Here is a 16413-nt window from a genome sequence, read left to right as displayed (position 1 = left end):
GGGAGGCCCAGGTGGAGCAGCTCGTGCAGGCGATGGCCGCCTTCGCCCCGCCCTCCATGGGCCAGGGAACGCTGCCGCCGCAGTACCAGCAGGCGCTCGAACCGGTGATCGCGGCGAACTGGCAGTAGACCGGCGCGCGGGAGGAGGGGTCACGGGCGACGGTTGGTCATGCCCCCGAACCGAGCGAGCCCCTCCGGATCCAGCACCGTCACCACTCCGTAGTCGGCGACGATCAAACCGGCCTTTTCCAGCACTTGCAGCGCTTGGTTGACTCGCTGGCGGGAGGCGCCCACCAGGTAGCCCAGCTCTTCCTGGGAAATCTGGATCTGGGGCTGGGCCGCCGGGTGCAGCAGGGGATTGAACAGGAGCGCCAGGGACCTCGCTACTCGCGCGTCCAGGTCGAGCAGCCGCTCGTGCTCCAGCATGCCGATGAAGTGGGCGAGCCGCTCGTTCAACTGGGTGAGGAGGAAGCGGTTGAAGGCGAAGCTCGTGTCCAGCAGCCAGTGGAAGGTGGCCTCGGGCATGAAGGCCATGCGGGAGGCGCGCAGCGCCACCACGTCGTAGCGGCGCGGCTCCCCTTTCAGCACAGAACCTTCCCCGAACCAGCTTCCCCCGGGAATGCCCGCCAGGGTGAACGACTTGCCGGAATCGGCGGTGCACTGGAGCTTGACAAGCCCCTCTACCACCCCCAGCCAGGCCCGGGAGGGCTCGCCCCGGGGGCAAATCAAAGCCCCCGGCCCGTAGTCCCGCACGACCGTGGAGGCTTTGACCCGGGCGAGCTGCTCGGCCGTGAGTTCCCGGGTCCAGGGGCTCAGGGCCAACATCTCATCGAGAGACCGCACGTGCTCAATTGTCAATGAAGTGACAGTGTACGGGGAAGATCCGCCCTAAGCTTTGTCTGAGCACACAATTTCGGCACGGGCGCATGCTGCGACGCAGTATGACCTCGGGATCCAGGCATAAAGGAGGCAGGGGGTTCATCGCTGGCGCAGGATGGGGGTCCGGAAGCCAGGCGTTCCGCTAGAATCGATCCTATCAGCGCCGGCCGTGGCGTAAGAGCAGGAGCGAGTCCATGAAGGTGCGGGAGCGTCCGTGGGCCATGGCGGGCAGGCGCCGGCTGGTCCCGTCCCAGGACGCGCAGGAGGAAATGCAGACCTTGGGAGTGCCGGGGGAGGCTCCGGACACTTTTCCCCGGCTGCTGCTGCACCACGTGGCAGTGCGGGGCGAGCGTCCCGCCATCCGGGAGAAGGACTACGGCATCTGGCAGACCTGGACCTGGCGCCAGGTGCTGGACGAAGTGCGGGCGATCGCTTGCGGGTTGGCGGCCGAGGGCTTCCAGCGCGGCCAGCGCCTGGCCATCATCGGGGAAAACCGCCCTCGGCTCTACTGGGCCATGGCGGCGGCCCAGGCCCTGGGCGGCATCCCGGTGCCCTTGTACCAGGACGCCGTGGCCCAGGAGATGGGCTACGTATTCCGGGACGCCGAAATCGGCTTCGCCATCGTGGAGGACCAGGAGCAGGTGGACAAGCTCCTGGAAATCCTGCCCGACTGCCCTTTTCTCAAGCGTATCTGCTACGACGACCCCCGGGGGCTGCGCCACTACCCCCAGCCGCAGCTCCAGAGCCTGGACGCCCTCGAGGCCCGGGGGCGTACCTTCGACCGGGAGCACCCGGATTTCTTCCTGCGGGAAATCGCCCTGGGCCGCGCGAGCGACACCGCGGCCCTGTTCTACACCTCGGGCACCACCGGCAACCCCAAGGGGGTGGTGCTCACCCACGACAACCTGATCAGCGCCGCCCGCATCGGCACCGAGATGGAGGGGCTCACCCCCGAGGAAGAGGTGCTCGCCTATCTGCCCATGGCCTGGATCGGGCAGAACATGTTCTCCTACGCCCAGGCCTACGTGGCGGGCTTCTGCGTGAGCTGCCCCGAGTCGGCCGACACGGTGCTCAACGATATGCGGGAGATCGGGCCGACCTATTACTTCGCGCCGCCCCGGGTGTTGGAGGCGCTGCTCACCCAGGTGACCATCCGCATGGATGACGCCGGCTGGCTCAAGCGCCGGATGTTCGACCGCTTTATGGAAATCGCCCGCCGGGTGGGGGGAAAGATCCTCGGGCGCCGGGAGCGGGTCTCCCTCCTCGACCGCCTGCTGTACCTGGCCGGCGACCTCCTGGTCTACGGGCCCTTGCGCAACGTGCTGGGCTTGAGCCGCATCAAAGTGGCTTATACCGCCGGGGAAGCCATCGGCGAGGACCTGTTCCAGTTCTATCGCTCCATCGGCATCAACTTGAAGCAGCTCTACGGCTCCACCGAAACCTCGGTCTTCGTGTGCGTGCAGCCGAACGGGCAGGTGAAACCCGACACGGTGGGCCCGCCGGTGAAGGGGGTGGAAGTGCGGATCGCTGACAACGGGGAGATCCTGGTGCGCTCCCCCGGGCTGTTCCAGGGCTATTACAACAACCCGGAGGCGACCGCCCAGGCCAAGGATCGGGAAGGATGGTTCCACACCGGGGACGCCGGCTACTTCGACGAGGACGGGCACCTGAAGATCATCGATCGCGCCAAGGACGTGGGGCGGCTGGCCGACGGCACCCTGTTCGCCCCCAAATATATCGAGAACAAGCTCAAGTTCTTCCCCTACATCAAGGAAGCGGTGGCTTTCGGCCACGGGCGCGACCGGGTGTGCGCCTTCATCAACATCGACATGGAGGCGGTGGGCAACTGGGCGGAGCGCCGGGGGCTGCCCTACTCCGGCTACACCGATCTCGCCGCCCAGCCCCAGGTCTACGACCTGATCCGGGAGTGCGTGGAAAAGGTGAACCGGGACCTATCCCTCGATCCCAAGCTCGCCGGCTCCCAGATCCACCGCTTCCTCATCCTGCACAAGGAGCTGGACCCGGACGACGGGGAGATCACCCGCACCCGCAAGGTGCGGCGGCGCTTCATCGCCGAGAGGTACGCCCCCCTGGTGGAGGCGCTCTACGCGGGCAGGGAAGAGTGCTACGTGGAGACCCAGGTGCGCTTCGAGGACGGGCGCACCGGCGTGCTCAAGGCCACGGCGCGCATCGCCGACGCCCGCACCTACAGCGTGGACCTGGCAAGAGCGGCCTCCTGATGAACGGCGAGCGCCGGTTCGGCCCTCCGATCCTCACCGTCGAAAACATCTCCCTCTCCTTCGGGGGCGTGAAGGCCCTGGACCGGGTGTCCTTCGAAGTGCGGGAGCGGGAGATCCTGGCCATCATCGGCCCTAACGGCGCGGGGAAAAGCTCCCTGCTCAACGTGATCAACGGGGTCTACCATCCCCAGGAAGGGACCGTGACCTTCCTGGGCAGGAAGCGCCACCGGGTGCGCCCCCACGAGGCCGCCGCCCAGGGCATCGCCCGCACCTTCCAGAACATCGCCCTGTTCAAAGGCATGAGCGTGCTGGACAACATCATGACCGGGCGCAACCTCAAGATGAAGACGGGCTTTCTCGCCCAGGCCCTCTACTGGGGCTGGGCCCAGCGGGAGGAAATCGAGCACCGCAAGAGGGTGGAGGAGATCATCGACTTCCTGGAGATCGAGCACATCCGCAAGACTCCGGTGGGAAGGCTTCCCTACGGGCTGCAGAAGCGGGTGGAGCTGGCACGGGCCCTCGCCGCGGAGCCTAAGCTGCTCCTGCTGGACGAGCCGATGGCGGGCATGAACCTGGAGGAGAAGCAGGACATGTGCCGCTTCGTGCTGGACGTGAACGACGAGTTCGGCACCACTATCGTGCTGATCGAGCACGACATGGGCGTGGTCATGGACATCTCGGACCGGGTGGTGGTGCTCGACTATGGGCGCAAAATCGCGGACGCAGCGCCCGATGAGGTGCGCAACAACCAAGCGGTGATCGACGCCTACCTGGGCGTGGCCCATTGAAGAGGATGACATGGCTTTTTTCATCGAAGTGCTGATCGGGGGCTTGCTTGCCGGCATCATGTATTCCCTGGTGGCCCTCGGCTTTGTCCTCATCTACAAGGCCTCCGGGGTGTTCAACTTCGCGCAAGGGGCGATGGTGTTTTTCGCCGCCCTCACCTGCGTGAGCCTGATCGAGCACGGCTGGAACTTCTGGTTGGCGGTGGGGGCGACCCTCGCCACGATGGTGCTGCTTGGGGTCCTGACGGAGCGCTTCATGCTGCGGCCCCTGGTGAACCAGCCGCCCATTGCGCTTTTCATGGCCACCATCGGCCTCACCTTCCTGCTGGAAGGCGTGGCCCAGCTCCTGTGGGGCTCCCAGCCCCACGGGCTCGACATCGGCATCCGCGACGTGCCGCTGGAGGTGCAAGGCGTGCTCATCAGCCAACTCGATCTCTTCGCCGCCGGCACCGCCGCGGTGCTGGTGACGGCGCTGGGGATATTCTTTAGCCGCACCAAGGTGGGGCGCGCCCTGCGGGCGGTGGCGGACGACCACCAGGCGGCCCTTTCGGTGGGCATTCCGCTGCAGCACATCTGGGCCATCGTGTGGGCGGTGGCGGGGGTGGTGGCCCTGGTGGCGGGGCTCTTGTGGGGCGCTCGCACCGGGGTCCAGTTCGCCCTCACCTTCACCGCCCTCAAGGCGCTGCCGGTGTTGATCCTGGGCGGCTTCGAATCCATCGCCGGGGCGATCGTGGGCGGCCTGATCGTCGGCGCCACCGAAAAGCTGGCCGAAATCTACGTCGGGCCCTTCATCGGCGGTGGCATCGAAAACTGGTTCCCCTACGTGCTGGCGATGGTCTTTTTGCTGATTCGGCCCGAGGGGCTGTTCGGCGAGAAGCGCATCGAGCGGGTGTGAGCCGGGCGCAGGGGGAGCACGCGCAGGAACGGGACCGAAGCCATGATCTACCGCGAAGCCGGCCAGTTCAAGACCAGCTACGTCGCCGACCAGCAGATCTTCCCGATCCGCCAGGATCGCCTCGGCATGGCCCTCATCCTGGCGTTCGCTTACATCGTGGTGCCCGTGATCGGCAACGACTATTGGTTCACCGCCATCCTCATTCCCTTCCTGATCCTGTCCCTGGCGGCCCTGGGCCTCAACATCCTGACCGGCTACGCGGGGCAGCTCTCCCTGGGCACGGCGGGCTTCATGGCGGTGGGGGCCTTCGCCGCTTACAACTTCATCCTGCGCGTGCCCGACATGCCCTTCCTGGTGGCCTTCGTGCTCGCGGGCCTCGCCGCCGCCCTGGTGGGCATCCTGTTCGGGTTGCCCAGCCTGCGCATCAAAGGGTTTTATCTCGCGGTGGCCACCCTCGCCGCCCAGTTCTTCATCGAGTGGGCCCTCATCAAGTTCGGCTGGTTCACCAACTACAGCCCTTCGGGGGTGATCGACGCCCAGACCATGATCCTGTTCGGCATCGCCCTGGACAGCCCCCTGGAGAAATACCTGTTGACCCTGTCCATCGTGTCCGTGCTGGCGCTGGCGGCCAAGAACCTGATGCGCTGCGAGACGGGCCGCGCCTTCATGGCCATCAGGGACATGGACGTGGCGGCCGAGGTGATCGGCATCCCCATGCTCAAGACCAAGCTGCTCGCCTTCGCCATCAGCTCCTTCTACTGCGGGATCGCGGGGGCCTTGTACGCCTATGCTTATCTGGGTACGGTGGAACCTCAGGCGTTCGATCTGACCCGCTCGTTTCAGGTGCTGTTCATGATCATCATTGGCGGCATGGGGAGCATTCTGGGCTCGTTCCTGGGAGCGGCCTTCATCACCTTGCTCCCCATCCTGCTCAACGTGGTGGCCCACGCCTGGTTCGGCGGGGCGGTGCGCATGGCGGTGCTGTCAAACCTGGAGCTGGTAATCTTCGGTGGCCTCATCATTTTCTTCTTGGCGGTGGAGCCCCACGGGCTCGCCCGGCTGTGGCAGATCGCCAAGGAGAAGCTGCGGCTCTGGCCCTTTCCCCACTGACGAGGAGGCGTATCATGGGATCAAGGCGCAAGGTTTAACAAGGCCCGGCCCGACCGGGCCGTGAATCCGATCGATCAGCATTGGAAGGAGGAAAGAGGATGAAACGCGAGTCATTCAAGTCGTGCCGCATCGGCCTGGCCCTGGTGGCCGCCGTTGCGCTGGCGGGAGCTTTCGTGCCGACCCAGGCCGCAGAGCAGTTCATTCCCATGCTGTCCTACCGGGTCGGGCCCTACGCGCCGGGCGGTTCCGGGTTCTTCGGCGGCTACATCGACTACCTGGACATGATCAACAAGCGCGACGGCGGGGTGAACGGGGTCAAGCTCACCTGGGAGGAGTGCGAGACCGAGTACAAGAACGACCGGGGCGTGGAGTGCTACGAGCGGCTCAAGGGCAAGGGCCCGACCGGCGGGACCGTGTTCACGCCGCTTTCCACCGGCATCACCTATTCCCTGATCGAGCGCGCGACCGCCGACAAGATCCCGGTGATCTCCATGGGTTACGGACGTACTGACGCTTCCGACGGCCGCATTTTCCCCTACATCTTTCCGCTGGTCACCAACTACTGGAGCCAGAACACTGCCAAGATCAAGTTCATCGGCATGCGCGAAGGGGGGATGGACAAGCTCAAGGGGAAGAAGATTGCTAATCTCTATCACGGCTCGGCCTACGGCAAGGAAACCATCCCGGTCCTCGATATCCAGGCGAAGAAGTACGGCTTCGAGGTGAAGCACATCGAAGTGCCGCACCCGGGCAACGAGCAGCAGTCCCAGTGGCTGGAGATCCGTCGCTACAAGCCCGACTGGGTGATCCTGCGGGGCTGGGGGGTCATGAACCCGACGGCCCTCAAGACTGCGCAGAAGGTAGGCTTCCCGGCCGACCGGATCGTGGGCGTGTGGTGGAGCGGCGCGGAGGAGGACGTGATTCCTGCGGGTGACGCCGCCAAGGGCTTCATCTCAGCCGCCTTCCACCCGTCAGGGCGCGACTTCCCGGTAATCCAGGATATCTTGAAGCACGTCTACGGCGGCGGCAACCGGGGCAACATGACCGATCAGAGCCGCATCGGCCAGCAGTACTTCAACCGCGGCGTGATCCAGGGCATCCTCACCGTGGAGGCGATTCGCACTGCCCAGGAGAAGTTCGGCAGGGGCAAATCCCTCACGCCGGAGCAGGTCCGCTGGGGCATCGAGAATCTCAACATCGACGAGAAGCGCATCCGTCAGCTCGGGGCCTTCGGGCTGCTGCAGCCCTTGAAGGTCTCGTGTCAGGACCACGAGGGCGGCGGCGCGGTCAAGTTCCAGCAGTGGGACGGGGAGCGCTGGAAGGTGATCTCGGACTGGATTCCCTCGGATCAATCCATCGTGCGCCCCATGATCGAGGAGTCGGCGGCCAGGTACGCCAAGGAGAAGGGGATCAAGCCCCGGGAGGGCACGTCCCTCGGCTCCGACTGCGGCAATTATCCCGAGCACCTGAAGAAGATCGTCTCGGGTGGTTGAAGAGAACGGGCATGCCGGAGGACGCTCGCATTTCTCTGCATGCCCTCTCCCCCGGGGAGAGGGGAAAAGGGCGGCGCTAAATGGTTGGCCAGCCATCTAGCGGAAGCTCGGTTGGCGCCGCGAGCGGGATGGAGGCGAGCCTCTATCTCCTCGCGGTCAACAACATCGAGGTCATCTACGACCACGTCATCCTGGTGCTAAAAGGGGTGTCCCTGGACGTGCCGGAAGGCAGGATCGTGGCGCTTCTGGGCGCTAACGGGGCGGGCAAGACCACCACCCTCAAGGCCGTCTCCAACCTGCTGCGGGCAGAGCGGGGTGAGGTGACCAAGGGCAGCATCGTCTATAAAGGCCGGCGGGTGGACGCCCTCTCCGCCCCCGAGCTGGTGAGGCTGGGGGTGATCCAGGTGATGGAGGGCCGGCGCATCTTCGGCCATCTCACGGTGGAGGAGAACCTGCTCACCGGCGCCTACACCCGGCGGGCGAGCCGGGCCGAGATCCGCCAGGACCTGGAGCGGGTCTACGGCTATTTCCCGCGCCTCAAGGAGCGGCGCAACGCCCTGGCAGGCTTCACTTCCGGGGGCGAGCAGCAGATGACCGCGGTGGGGAGGGCCTTGATGGCCCGCCCGAGCATGATCCTGCTGGACGAGCCGTCCATGGGGCTCGCGCCCCAGATCGTGGAGGAGATCTACGAGATCGTGCAAAGCCTGAACCGCAATGAGGGGGTGAGCTTCCTGCTGGCGGAGCAGAACGCGAGCCTGGCCCTGCGCTACGCCCACCACGGCTACATCCTGGAAAACGGCCGGGTGGTGATGGAGGGCGAAGCCCAGGCGCTGGCGAACAACGAGGACGTCAAGGAGTTCTACCTAGGCATCTCCAAGGGCGGGCGGCTGAGCTTCCGGGACGTCAAGCACTACCGGCGCCGGAAACGCTGGCTGGCGTGACAGAGTTCGTTTCCCATGGACTATTACGACGCCCTGGAAACCCGCGACCCGCAGCTTCGGGAGCGGGCCCTCGTGCAAGCGCTCGCGGCCCAGATCGAGCACGCGAAGCGGGTCGCCCCGGCCTTCGCGCGGCTTCTCGCCGGGGTCAACGGCGCCGACGTCAAGAGCCGCGCGGATCTGGCCCGCCTGCCCCTCATCCGCAAGTCGGAGCTTCCCGAGCTGCAGCGGGCCGAGCCCCCGTTCGGGGGCCTCGCCTCCACGCTGCCCGGAGCGGTGGTGCGCGTCTTCTCCTCTCCGGGTCCCATCTTCGATCCCGAAGGCGCGGGTGCCGACTGGTGGCGCTTCGCCCGGGCCCTCTACGCGGCGGGCTTTCGCCGGGGCGACTGGGTGCACAACGCCTTCTCCTACCATTTCACCCCGGCCGGGTTCATGGTGGACAGCGGCGCCCGGGCCCTGGGCTGCACCGTGTTCCCGGCTGGCGTGGGCCAGACCGAGCTTCAGGTGCAGGCCATCGTCCGGCTCAAGCCCCAGGGCTACGCCGGGACGCCTTCCTTTCTCAAGATCCTGTGCCAGCGGGCCGACGAGCTGGGCGCGGACGTCTCTTCGCTCACCAAGGCGTTGGTCTCCGCGGAAGCCCTTCCGGCGAGCCTGCGGGAGGAAATGGGCCGCCGAGGAATCCGGGTGCTCCAGTGCTACGCCTCCGCCGACCTGGGGCTGATCGCCTACGAGTCGGAGGCCATGGAGGGCCTCATCGTGGACGAAGGGGTGATCGTGGAGATCGTGCGGCCCGGGACCGGCGATCCGGTCCCGGACGGGGAGGTGGGCGAGGTGGTGGTGACCACCCTCAACCCGGACTATCCCCTGATCCGCTTCGCCACTGGGGATCTGTCCGCCGTGCTTCCGGGGCGAAGCCCCTGCGGCCGCACCAACCAGCGCATCCGGGGCTGGATGGGGCGGGCCGACCAGACCGTCAAGGTCCGGGGGATGTTCGTGCATCCCGCCCAGGTGGCGGAGATTCTACGGCGCCATCCCCAGGTAAGCCGCGGGCGCCTGGTGGTGGACCGGGACGAAGCCGGCAACGACCGCATGACCCTCCACTGCGAACTGGAGTCGGGGACGGATGGGGCTGGCCTGCTCGAAGCCTTGATCCGCGCCATCCGGGACGTGACCGGCTTGCGGGGCGGAGCGCTTCTGTGCCGCGCGGGAGAGCTACCCAACGACGGCAAGGTGATCGAAGACCGGCGCAGCGTGTCTTAGCGGGTCCCTGGAAAGGTTTTACCCCGCTCGACCATCTTCCACCCCTCTCCTCATGCCGGCGCCGGAGGGGAAGGCTGTTGCATTGCATTATAATGACGCGTTACGGCCTTCTTCTTCTCATGACGGCGAAGATCATTGACGGTAAGGCGGTGGCCGCCCAGGTGCGGGCCCGGGTCAAGGAGCGGGTGGCTCGGCTGCGGCGGGCGGGCGTCGTCCCGGGGCTGGCGGTCATCCTGGTGGGAGACGATGCGGCGTCCCGGGTGTACGTGGGCACCAAGGTGCGGGCCTGCCGGGAGGCGGGAATTCTCTCCCGCCGAATCGAGCTCCCCGCCCAGACCGCCGAGGCGGAATTGATCCGCACCATCGAAGGCTTGAACCAGGACTCGGCGGTGCACGGCATCCTGGTGCAACTGCCCCTGCCTCCCGCCATGGACGTCCATCGGGTGTTCGAAGCGGTGGCGGCGGAGAAGGACGTGGACGGCTTCCACCTGCACAACGTGGGGCTGCTGTCCATCGGCCGGTGGGGGCTGGCGCCCTGCACCCCGGCGGGCATCCTGCGGCTGCTGGCCCACGAGGGGATCTCCTGCCGGGGCCAGCACGCCGTGGTGGTGGGGGCGAGTAACCTGGTGGGCAAGCCCATGGCCTTGATGCTCCTGCAGGAAGGGGCCACCGTGACCGTGTGCAACTCCAAGACCCGCGACCTCGCCCGGTACACGCGGCTTGCCGACCTTCTCGTCGTCGCCGTGGGCAAGCCCGGCCTCGTCACCGCGGACATGGTGAAGCCTGGCGCGGTAGTGATCGACGTGGGCATCAACCGCCTCCCGGACGGGAGGCTCACAGGCGACGTGGACTTCGACACCGTTGCCCAGCGCGCTTCCTGCATCACGCCGGTGCCGGGCGGCGTCGGGCCCATGACCGTGGCCATGCTTCTGGAGAACACGGTGACCGCGGCCGAGCGCCAGACGCGCGCGAGCTTTCCCACACCCTTAGCCGACCCCGTCGACACCGCCTGAAGAGCGCCAGGGCGCGTGGAAAAATGCGCCCGCGCCCGGTATCATGATTTTTCGGCCCTCCAAGCGCAAGGCCACGAGCCGGTCGCTTGAGTGCAAGGAACCTCTGAAAACGCGCCCTGCGCGGGGTGCCTTCAGGGGTTCTTCAGGCGCGGGTCACCGCCCGCGCCGCCCCCATAAAGTCCAACAGACAAGGTGGAGAAAATGGCTGCTCTTTCCGACCACGATCCCCAGGAAACCAAAGAGTGGATGGAGGCCTTCGAGGCGGTGCTCGAGTTCGAAGGCGCCGAACGGGCCAATTACCTGCTCGACGCCTTGATCGACCGGGCGCGCCGCACCGGCACTTACGTGCCCCGTGACCTCACCACGCCCTACATCAACACCATTCCACCAGACAAGCAGGTGCCCTCGCCCGGCGACCACGAGCTGGAGCACCGCATCCGCTCCTACGTGCGCTGGAACGCGGTGGCCATGGTCCTGCGGGCCAACCGCCACACCAACGTGGGCGGCCACATCGCCAGCTTCGCCTCCGCCGCCACCCTCTACGACGTGGGCTACAACCATTTCTGGCACGCCGAGAGCGAAAACCATGGGGGCGACCTGGTGTTCGTGCAGGGGCACTCGGCCCCGGGCATCTACGCCCGCGCCTTCCTCCTGGGGCGGCTGACCGAGGAGCAGCTCGACAACTTCCGCCAGGAGGTGGACGGCCGGGGGCTTTCGTCCTATCCCCACCCCTGGCTCATGCCCACGTTCTGGAAGTTTCCCACCGTGTCCATGGGGCTCGGACCCATCCAGGCCATCTACCAGGCCCGCTTCATGAAGTACTTGCACGACCGCGGCATCGTCGACACCTCCGGGCGCAAGGTGTGGTGTTTCTGCGGCGACGGGGAGATGGACGAGCCGGAGTCCCTGGGCTGCATCTCCGTGGCGGGGCGCGAGAAGCTGGACAACCTGATCTTCGTGGTCAATTGCAACCTGCAGCGGCTGGACGGCCCGGTGCGCGGCAACGGCAAGATCATCCAGGAGCTGGAAGGGGACTTCCGCGGCGCCGGCTGGAACGTGATCAAGCTGATCTGGGGCTCTTATTGGGATCCGCTGCTCGCCCAGGACAAGAACGGGTTGCTGCTCAAGCGCATGGAGGAGTGCGTAGACGGGGAGTACCAGACCTTCAAGGCGCGCGACGGCGCCTACGTGCGCAAGCACTTCTTCGGCAAGTACCCGGAGCTCGCCCAGATGGTCGCTCATATGACCGACGACGACATCTGGCGCCTGAACCGGGGCGGCCACGATCCCCACAAGATCTATGCCGCCTACCACGCGGCGGTGAGCCACAAGGGCCAGCCCACGGTGATCCTGGCCAAGACGGTCAAGGGCTACGGCATGGGTGAGGCGGGCGAGGGCCAGAACATCACCCATCAGCAAAAAAAGATGGGCACTACCTCCCTCAAGGCTTTCCGCGACCGCTTCAAGCTGCCCATTCCCGACGAAAAGCTGGAAGAGATCCCTTACCTCAAGTTCGAGGAAGGCTCGCCCGAGCTCAACTACATGCGCGAGCGGCGCATGGCCCTGGGGGGCTACCTTCCCTCGCGGCGGCAGAAGGCCGACAAGTCCCTCGACGTCCCGGAGCTGTCCGCCTTCGAGGCCCTGCTCAAGGGTTCGGACGGCCGGGAAATGTCCACCACCATGGCCTTCGTGCGCATCCTGAACGTGCTGGTGAGGGACAAGAACATCGGGAAGTACGTGGTGCCCATCGTGCCGGACGAGTCCCGCACCTTCGGCATGGAGGGGATGTTCCGCCAGTTGGGGATCTGGTCGTCGGTAGGCCAGCTCTACGTGCCCGAGGACGCCGACCAGCTCATGTTCTACAAGGAGGACAAGCACGGCCAAATCCTGCAGGAGGGGATCAACGAGGCCGGCGCCACCTGCTCCTGGATGGCGGCGGCGAGTTCCTACAGCGTCCACAACCAGATCATGATCCCGTTCTACATCTTCTACTCCATGTTCGGGTTCCAGCGGGTGGGCGACCTCCTATGGGCGGCGGGGGACATGCGCTGCCGCGGCTTTCTCATAGGCGGCACTGCCGGCCGCACTACCCTGAACGGTGAAGGGCTGCAGCACGAGGACGGCCACAGCCACATCCTCGCTTCCACCGTGCCCAACTGCATCGCCTACGACCCCGCCTTTGCCTACGAGCTAGCCGTCATCATCCAGGACGGCCTGCGGCGCATGATGCATGACCAGGAGGACGTGTACTACTACATCACCGTCATGAACGAGAACTACGCTCACCCGCCCATGCCCGAAGGCGCGCGGGAGGGCATTCTCAAAGGGATGTACCTCTTCTCCGAGGCAGAAGCGGGCAAGGGCACGAAGGCGCCGCGGGTCCAGCTTCTGGGCAGCGGCACCATCCTACGGGAGGTGATCGCCGCCTCAGAGCTCCTGGCGAACGACTTCGGCGTGATCTCCGACGTGTGGAGCGTGACCAGCTTCAACGAGCTGCGGCGGGAGGGCATGAGCGTCGAGCGCTGGAACCTGCTCCATCCGGAGTCGCCGCCGCGCAAGAGCTACGTGGAGCAGCGCCTGGCGCAGCGGCCCGGCCCGGTGGTTGCGGCCACCGACTACATGCGGCTCTTCGCCGACCAGATCCGGCCCTATCTGCCCAAGCGCTTCATCGCCCTCGGCACGGACGGTTTCGGCCGTTCTGACACGCGCGAGAAGCTGCGCCGCTTCTTCGAGGTAGACCGCCACCAGGTAGCGGTGGCGGCCCTCAAGGCCCTGGCCGACGAGGGCGCGGTGCCGGCCTCCAGGGTTACGGAGGCCATCAAGAAGTACGGCCTCGATCCCGAGCGGGCCGACCCGTGGAAAGTATGAGTCCCGTGCAACGACAGCATCCGGCAGCCGGAACACGCAACCCATGACAACACTGCAAGAAGTAAGGGTACCGGACATCGGCGACTTCAAAGACGTGCCCGTTATCGAGGTGCTGGTCAAACCGGGCGACCTGGTGAAGGCGGAGGATCCCCTCATCACCTTGGAGTCGGACAAGGCCACCATGGACGTGCCCTCGCCGGCGGCCGGGACGGTGAAAGAGGTCAAGGTGAAAGTGGGGGACAAGGTTTCCGAGGGAACCCTGGTGCTGACCCTGGAGGCCGCCCCTGCCCAGGAAGCTCCCCGACCACCTGAGGCCACGCCGCCAGCCCCCGCCCGAAACGAAGTGCCCCCCGCAGCCGCGGCCCAGGCGGCCTCGGCCCCGCCTGCACCAGCCCCGGGAGCGGCTCTGCCGCCGCGGGAAAGCGCCCCGGTCGCTCCTCCCTGGGAGCCGCCCCTTGCGGCCCCTGGGGCGCCGCCTCCCATCGACGAGGCGGGGTTTCGCAAGGCCCACGCGAGCCCGGCGGTGCGCCGCTTTGCCCGGGAGCTGGGGGTCGATCTTACCCGGGTGAAAGGTTCGGGTCCCAAGGGCCGCATCCTCAAGGAGGACGTGCAGGCCTTCGTCAAGCAGGCCCTCGCCCGACCGGCGACGGGCCCGGGTTTCGGGTTCGCCCTGCCCGAGTGGCCGCAAGTGGATTTTTCCAAGTTCGGCCCGGTAGAGACCCGGCCCTTGAGCCGAATCAAGAAGATCTCGGGAGCGAACCTGCACCGCAACTGGGTGGCCATTCCCCACGTCACCCAGCACGAGGAGGCCGACATCACCGAGCTGGAGGCGTTTCGCAGGCAGATGGCGGAGGAGGCCCAAAAGGACGGGGTGCGCCTGACGCTCCTCGCCTTCCTGCTCAAGGCCGCGGTGGCGGCCCTCAAGAAATACCCGGAGTTCAACAGCTCCTTGACGGCGGAGGGGGACGCCCTGGTGCTCAAGGGCTACTACCACATCGGCGTGGCGGTGGACACGCCCGAGGGCCTAGTGGTGCCGGTGATCCGGGACGTGGACCGGAAAGGGGTACTGACCCTCGCCCGGGAGCTAGCGGAGGTGAGCGCCCGGGCCCGGGAGAAGAAACTTTCGCCCGCCGACATGCAGGGAGGCACCTTCTCCATCTCCAGCCTGGGGGGTATCGGCGGCACCGCGTTCACCCCCATCATCAATGCCCCCGAGGTGGCCATCCTGGGGGTCTCTCGCTCCGCCTGGAAGCCGGTATACCGGGATGGGGAGTTCGTTCCCCGGCTGCTCCTGCCCTTGTCCCTGTCCTATGACCACCGGGTGATCGACGGAGCGGCAGCCGCCCGGTTCATCACCGCCTTGGCGGAAGTTCTGTCCGACATCCGACGGCTGGTGCTTTGAAAGCCTTCCGGCTCATCGGCGTCCTCGGGGGCACCTTTGACCCCATCCACTACGGCCACCTGCGCGTCGCCGAGGAGGTGGCCGAAGCCCTGGGCTTGGCGGAAGTCCGGTTCGTGCCGGCCGCCCGGCCGCCCTTGCGGGAGGCCCCGGTGGCGACGGCGGAGCACCGGGCGGAGATGGTGCGCCTGGCCATCGCCGGGAATCCTCGCTTCGTCCTGGAGCCCTGCGAGCTCCAGCGCCCGGGGGTGAGCTACACCGTGGACACCCTGGAGACCCTGCGGCGGGCGCTGGGCTCCGATACGGGCCTCTGCCTGATCCTGGGGGGCGACGCGGCGGCGCGCCTGCCCGCCTGGTCTCGCTGGCAGCGATTGGGGGAGCTGGCCCACCTGGTGCTGGTTAACCGGCCGGGCGGCGGCCCGGTTCCGGATCCGGCTTGGCCGCCGGCGCTCCTGCGGGAGTGGGAGGCGCGCCGCCGCGACGCCCCGGCGGAGCTCGCCCGCGCCCCGGCGGGGGGCATGCTCCAGGTGGCCACCACCCCCCTCGCCATCTCCGCCTCCTCCCTGCGGGCCCTGCTGCGCGCCGGCCGCAGCCCCCGTTATTTGCTTCCCGATTCGGTTCTCGATTATATTGAGATCAACCGGTTGTACGTCCCAGGAGGCGGATGAAACCCGAAAGACTGGCCAGAATCGCCGTTACGGCGCTCGAAGATATCAAGGCCCGCGATATCGTCGTGTTGAACACGACCAAGCTCACCACCCTGTTCGACCGCATGATCATCGCCAGTGCCGACTCCTCGCGGCAGACGCGGGCCCTGGCGATCCACGTGGTGGAAAAAGCGAAGCAAGCCGGCGCCCCGGTGCAGGGCGTCGAGGGAGAGGCGGCCGCCGAGTGGATCCTGATCGACCTGGGCACGGTCATCGTCCACGTGATGCAGCCGGCGGCTCGCGATTATTACAACCTGGAGGAGCTCTGGGGTGGCAGCCGCCCCCGCCGCGAGCGCCAGCGGATTCAGCCGGAACCGGTGAGCTTGCCCTGACCTCGGGCTTCCACCGGGCGTCGCCATGAAGCTTCTGGTGGTGGCGGTGGGCGAAAGGATGCCGTCTTGGGTCATCACCGGCTTCGAGGAATATGCCCGGCGCATGCCCCGGGAAGCGCGCGTGGAGCTGGTGGAAATCCGGGCGCAACGGCGGACGGGGAGGGGCGTGGAACAGGCCTTGAGGCATGAGCGGGACCGCATCCTGGCGGCCCTGCCCGCGGGGTGCATGCGGGTGGTGCTGGACGAGGGCGGCCGGGCGCTGGATACCCGGGGTTTCGCCCGCTTCCTCTCCCGCTGCCTGGGAAGCGGGCGCAGCCTCGCCTTCGTGATCGGCGGCGCCGACGGGCTGCACCCCGACGTGAAGCGGGAAGCGGACCTGCTCCTTTCCCTCTCTCCCATGACCCTGCCCCACGGCCTCGCGCGGGTGGTGCTGGCGGAGCAGTTGTACCGGTCGCTTGCCCTGCTGCACGGGCATCCCTATCACCGGGAATAACG

Annotated in this window: 14 protein-coding genes; 13 read left to right on the top strand and 1 reads right to left on the bottom strand. The window is 66.8% G+C overall.

Translation table 11 applies throughout. The features are described 5' to 3' along the window. Window positions 1-149: 149 nt before the first annotated feature. The gene (locus tag ACUVYZ_RS15430; protein WP_439933105.1) at window positions 150-842 is read right to left on the bottom strand and encodes a Crp/Fnr family transcriptional regulator; all 693 of its coding nucleotides are present in this window, start codon (window positions 840-842) and stop codon (window positions 150-152) included. A 305-nt stretch (window positions 843-1147) separates the two neighbouring features. Between ACUVYZ_RS15430 and ACUVYZ_RS15425 the strand changes: the two genes are divergently transcribed. The 13 genes from ACUVYZ_RS15425 to rlmH all read left to right on the top strand — a co-directional run bounded on the left by ACUVYZ_RS15425 (window position 1148) and on the right by rlmH (window position 16411). Beyond that, a complete protein-coding gene (locus ACUVYZ_RS15425) occupies window positions 1148-3118 on the top strand; it encodes an AMP-dependent synthetase/ligase (protein WP_439933401.1) in 1971 nt (656 codons plus the stop codon). Continuing rightward, a complete protein-coding gene (locus ACUVYZ_RS15420) occupies window positions 3118-3906 on the top strand; it encodes an ABC transporter ATP-binding protein (RefSeq protein ID WP_439933106.1) in 789 nt (262 codons plus the stop codon). The genes ACUVYZ_RS15425 and ACUVYZ_RS15420 overlap by 1 nt, the downstream gene beginning before the upstream one ends. A 10-nt stretch (window positions 3907-3916) precedes the next feature. Continuing rightward, window positions 3917-4798 (top strand): branched-chain amino acid ABC transporter permease, encoded by an 882-nt coding sequence (locus ACUVYZ_RS15415; RefSeq protein WP_439933107.1) that lies wholly within the window; start codon window positions 3917-3919, stop codon window positions 4796-4798. 42 nt (window positions 4799-4840) lie between these two features. Continuing rightward, on the top strand, window positions 4841-5908 hold the full coding sequence (locus ACUVYZ_RS15410; protein WP_439933108.1) for a branched-chain amino acid ABC transporter permease: 1068 nt from the start codon (window positions 4841-4843) through the stop codon (window positions 5906-5908). Window positions 5909-6006: 98 nt separating this feature from the next. Further along, window positions 6007-7401 carry an ABC transporter substrate-binding protein gene (locus ACUVYZ_RS15405; RefSeq protein ID WP_439933109.1) on the top strand — a complete coding sequence of 465 codons (1395 nt, stop codon included), beginning with the start codon at window positions 6007-6009 and terminating at the stop codon, window positions 7399-7401. A gap of 128 nt (window positions 7402-7529) precedes the next feature. After that, window positions 7530-8342 carry an ABC transporter ATP-binding protein gene (locus tag ACUVYZ_RS15400; protein ID WP_439933110.1) on the top strand — a complete coding sequence of 271 codons (813 nt, stop codon included), beginning with the start codon at window positions 7530-7532 and terminating at the stop codon, window positions 8340-8342. Window positions 8343-8357: 15 nt separating this feature from the next. Continuing rightward, window positions 8358-9599 carry a phenylacetate--CoA ligase family protein gene (locus tag ACUVYZ_RS15395; protein ID WP_439933111.1) on the top strand — a complete coding sequence of 414 codons (1242 nt, stop codon included), beginning with the start codon at window positions 8358-8360 and terminating at the stop codon, window positions 9597-9599. Between the two features lie 119 nt (window positions 9600-9718). Then, complete coding sequence (gene folD, locus ACUVYZ_RS15390) at window positions 9719-10612, top strand: bifunctional methylenetetrahydrofolate dehydrogenase/methenyltetrahydrofolate cyclohydrolase FolD (RefSeq protein WP_439933402.1); 894 nt, start codon at window positions 9719-9721, stop codon at window positions 10610-10612. Between the two features lie 201 nt (window positions 10613-10813). Further along, on the top strand, window positions 10814-13480 hold the full coding sequence (gene aceE, locus ACUVYZ_RS15385; protein ID WP_439933112.1) for a pyruvate dehydrogenase (acetyl-transferring), homodimeric type: 2667 nt from the start codon (window positions 10814-10816) through the stop codon (window positions 13478-13480). Between the two features lie 43 nt (window positions 13481-13523). Then, a complete protein-coding gene (aceF, locus tag ACUVYZ_RS15380) occupies window positions 13524-14882 on the top strand; it encodes a dihydrolipoyllysine-residue acetyltransferase (protein WP_439933113.1) in 1359 nt (452 codons plus the stop codon). Continuing rightward, window positions 14879-15547, top strand: coding sequence for a nicotinate-nucleotide adenylyltransferase (gene nadD / locus ACUVYZ_RS15375; RefSeq protein ID WP_439933114.1), 669 nt, complete (start codon window positions 14879-14881; stop codon window positions 15545-15547). The genes aceF and nadD overlap by 4 nt, the downstream gene beginning before the upstream one ends. Beyond that, window positions 15544-15918, top strand: coding sequence for a ribosome silencing factor (gene rsfS / locus ACUVYZ_RS15370; RefSeq protein WP_439933115.1), 375 nt, complete (start codon window positions 15544-15546; stop codon window positions 15916-15918). Before nadD ends, rsfS begins: the two co-directional genes overlap by 4 nt. A gap of 25 nt (window positions 15919-15943) precedes the next feature. Then, entirely contained in the window at window positions 15944-16411 is a 468-nt protein-coding gene (gene rlmH, locus ACUVYZ_RS15365) for a 23S rRNA (pseudouridine(1915)-N(3))-methyltransferase RlmH (RefSeq protein ID WP_439933116.1), read from the top strand. The last annotated feature ends 2 nt before the right edge of the window (window positions 16412-16413 follow it).

Source organism: Pelomicrobium sp. P1 (assembly GCF_052805615.1).
Note: the sequence above shows the minus strand (reverse complement) of the source record. Positions and strands in the feature narration are given on the sequence as shown.

Coding starts and splice junctions, on each gene's coding strand:
- aceF (WP_439933113.1), top strand. CDS start 13,524: ATGACAACACTGCAAGAAGTAAGGGTACCGGACATCGGCGACTTCAAA.
- ACUVYZ_RS15405 (WP_439933109.1), top strand. CDS start 6,007: ATGAAACGCGAGTCATTCAAGTCGTGCCGCATCGGCCTGGCCCTGGTG.
- aceE (WP_439933112.1), top strand. CDS start 10,814: ATGGCTGCTCTTTCCGACCACGATCCCCAGGAAACCAAAGAGTGGATG.
- ACUVYZ_RS15410 (WP_439933108.1), top strand. CDS start 4,841: ATGATCTACCGCGAAGCCGGCCAGTTCAAGACCAGCTACGTCGCCGAC.
- folD (WP_439933402.1), top strand. CDS start 9,719: ATGACGGCGAAGATCATTGACGGTAAGGCGGTGGCCGCCCAGGTGCGG.
- ACUVYZ_RS15425 (WP_439933401.1), top strand. CDS start 1,148: ATGCAGACCTTGGGAGTGCCGGGGGAGGCTCCGGACACTTTTCCCCGG.
- ACUVYZ_RS15395 (WP_439933111.1), top strand. CDS start 8,358: ATGGACTATTACGACGCCCTGGAAACCCGCGACCCGCAGCTTCGGGAG.
- rlmH (WP_439933116.1), top strand. CDS start 15,944: ATGAAGCTTCTGGTGGTGGCGGTGGGCGAAAGGATGCCGTCTTGGGTC.
- ACUVYZ_RS15400 (WP_439933110.1), top strand. CDS start 7,530: ATGGAGGCGAGCCTCTATCTCCTCGCGGTCAACAACATCGAGGTCATC.
- ACUVYZ_RS15415 (WP_439933107.1), top strand. CDS start 3,917: ATGGCTTTTTTCATCGAAGTGCTGATCGGGGGCTTGCTTGCCGGCATC.
- ACUVYZ_RS15420 (WP_439933106.1), top strand. CDS start 3,118: ATGAACGGCGAGCGCCGGTTCGGCCCTCCGATCCTCACCGTCGAAAAC.
- rsfS (WP_439933115.1), top strand. CDS start 15,544: ATGAAACCCGAAAGACTGGCCAGAATCGCCGTTACGGCGCTCGAAGAT.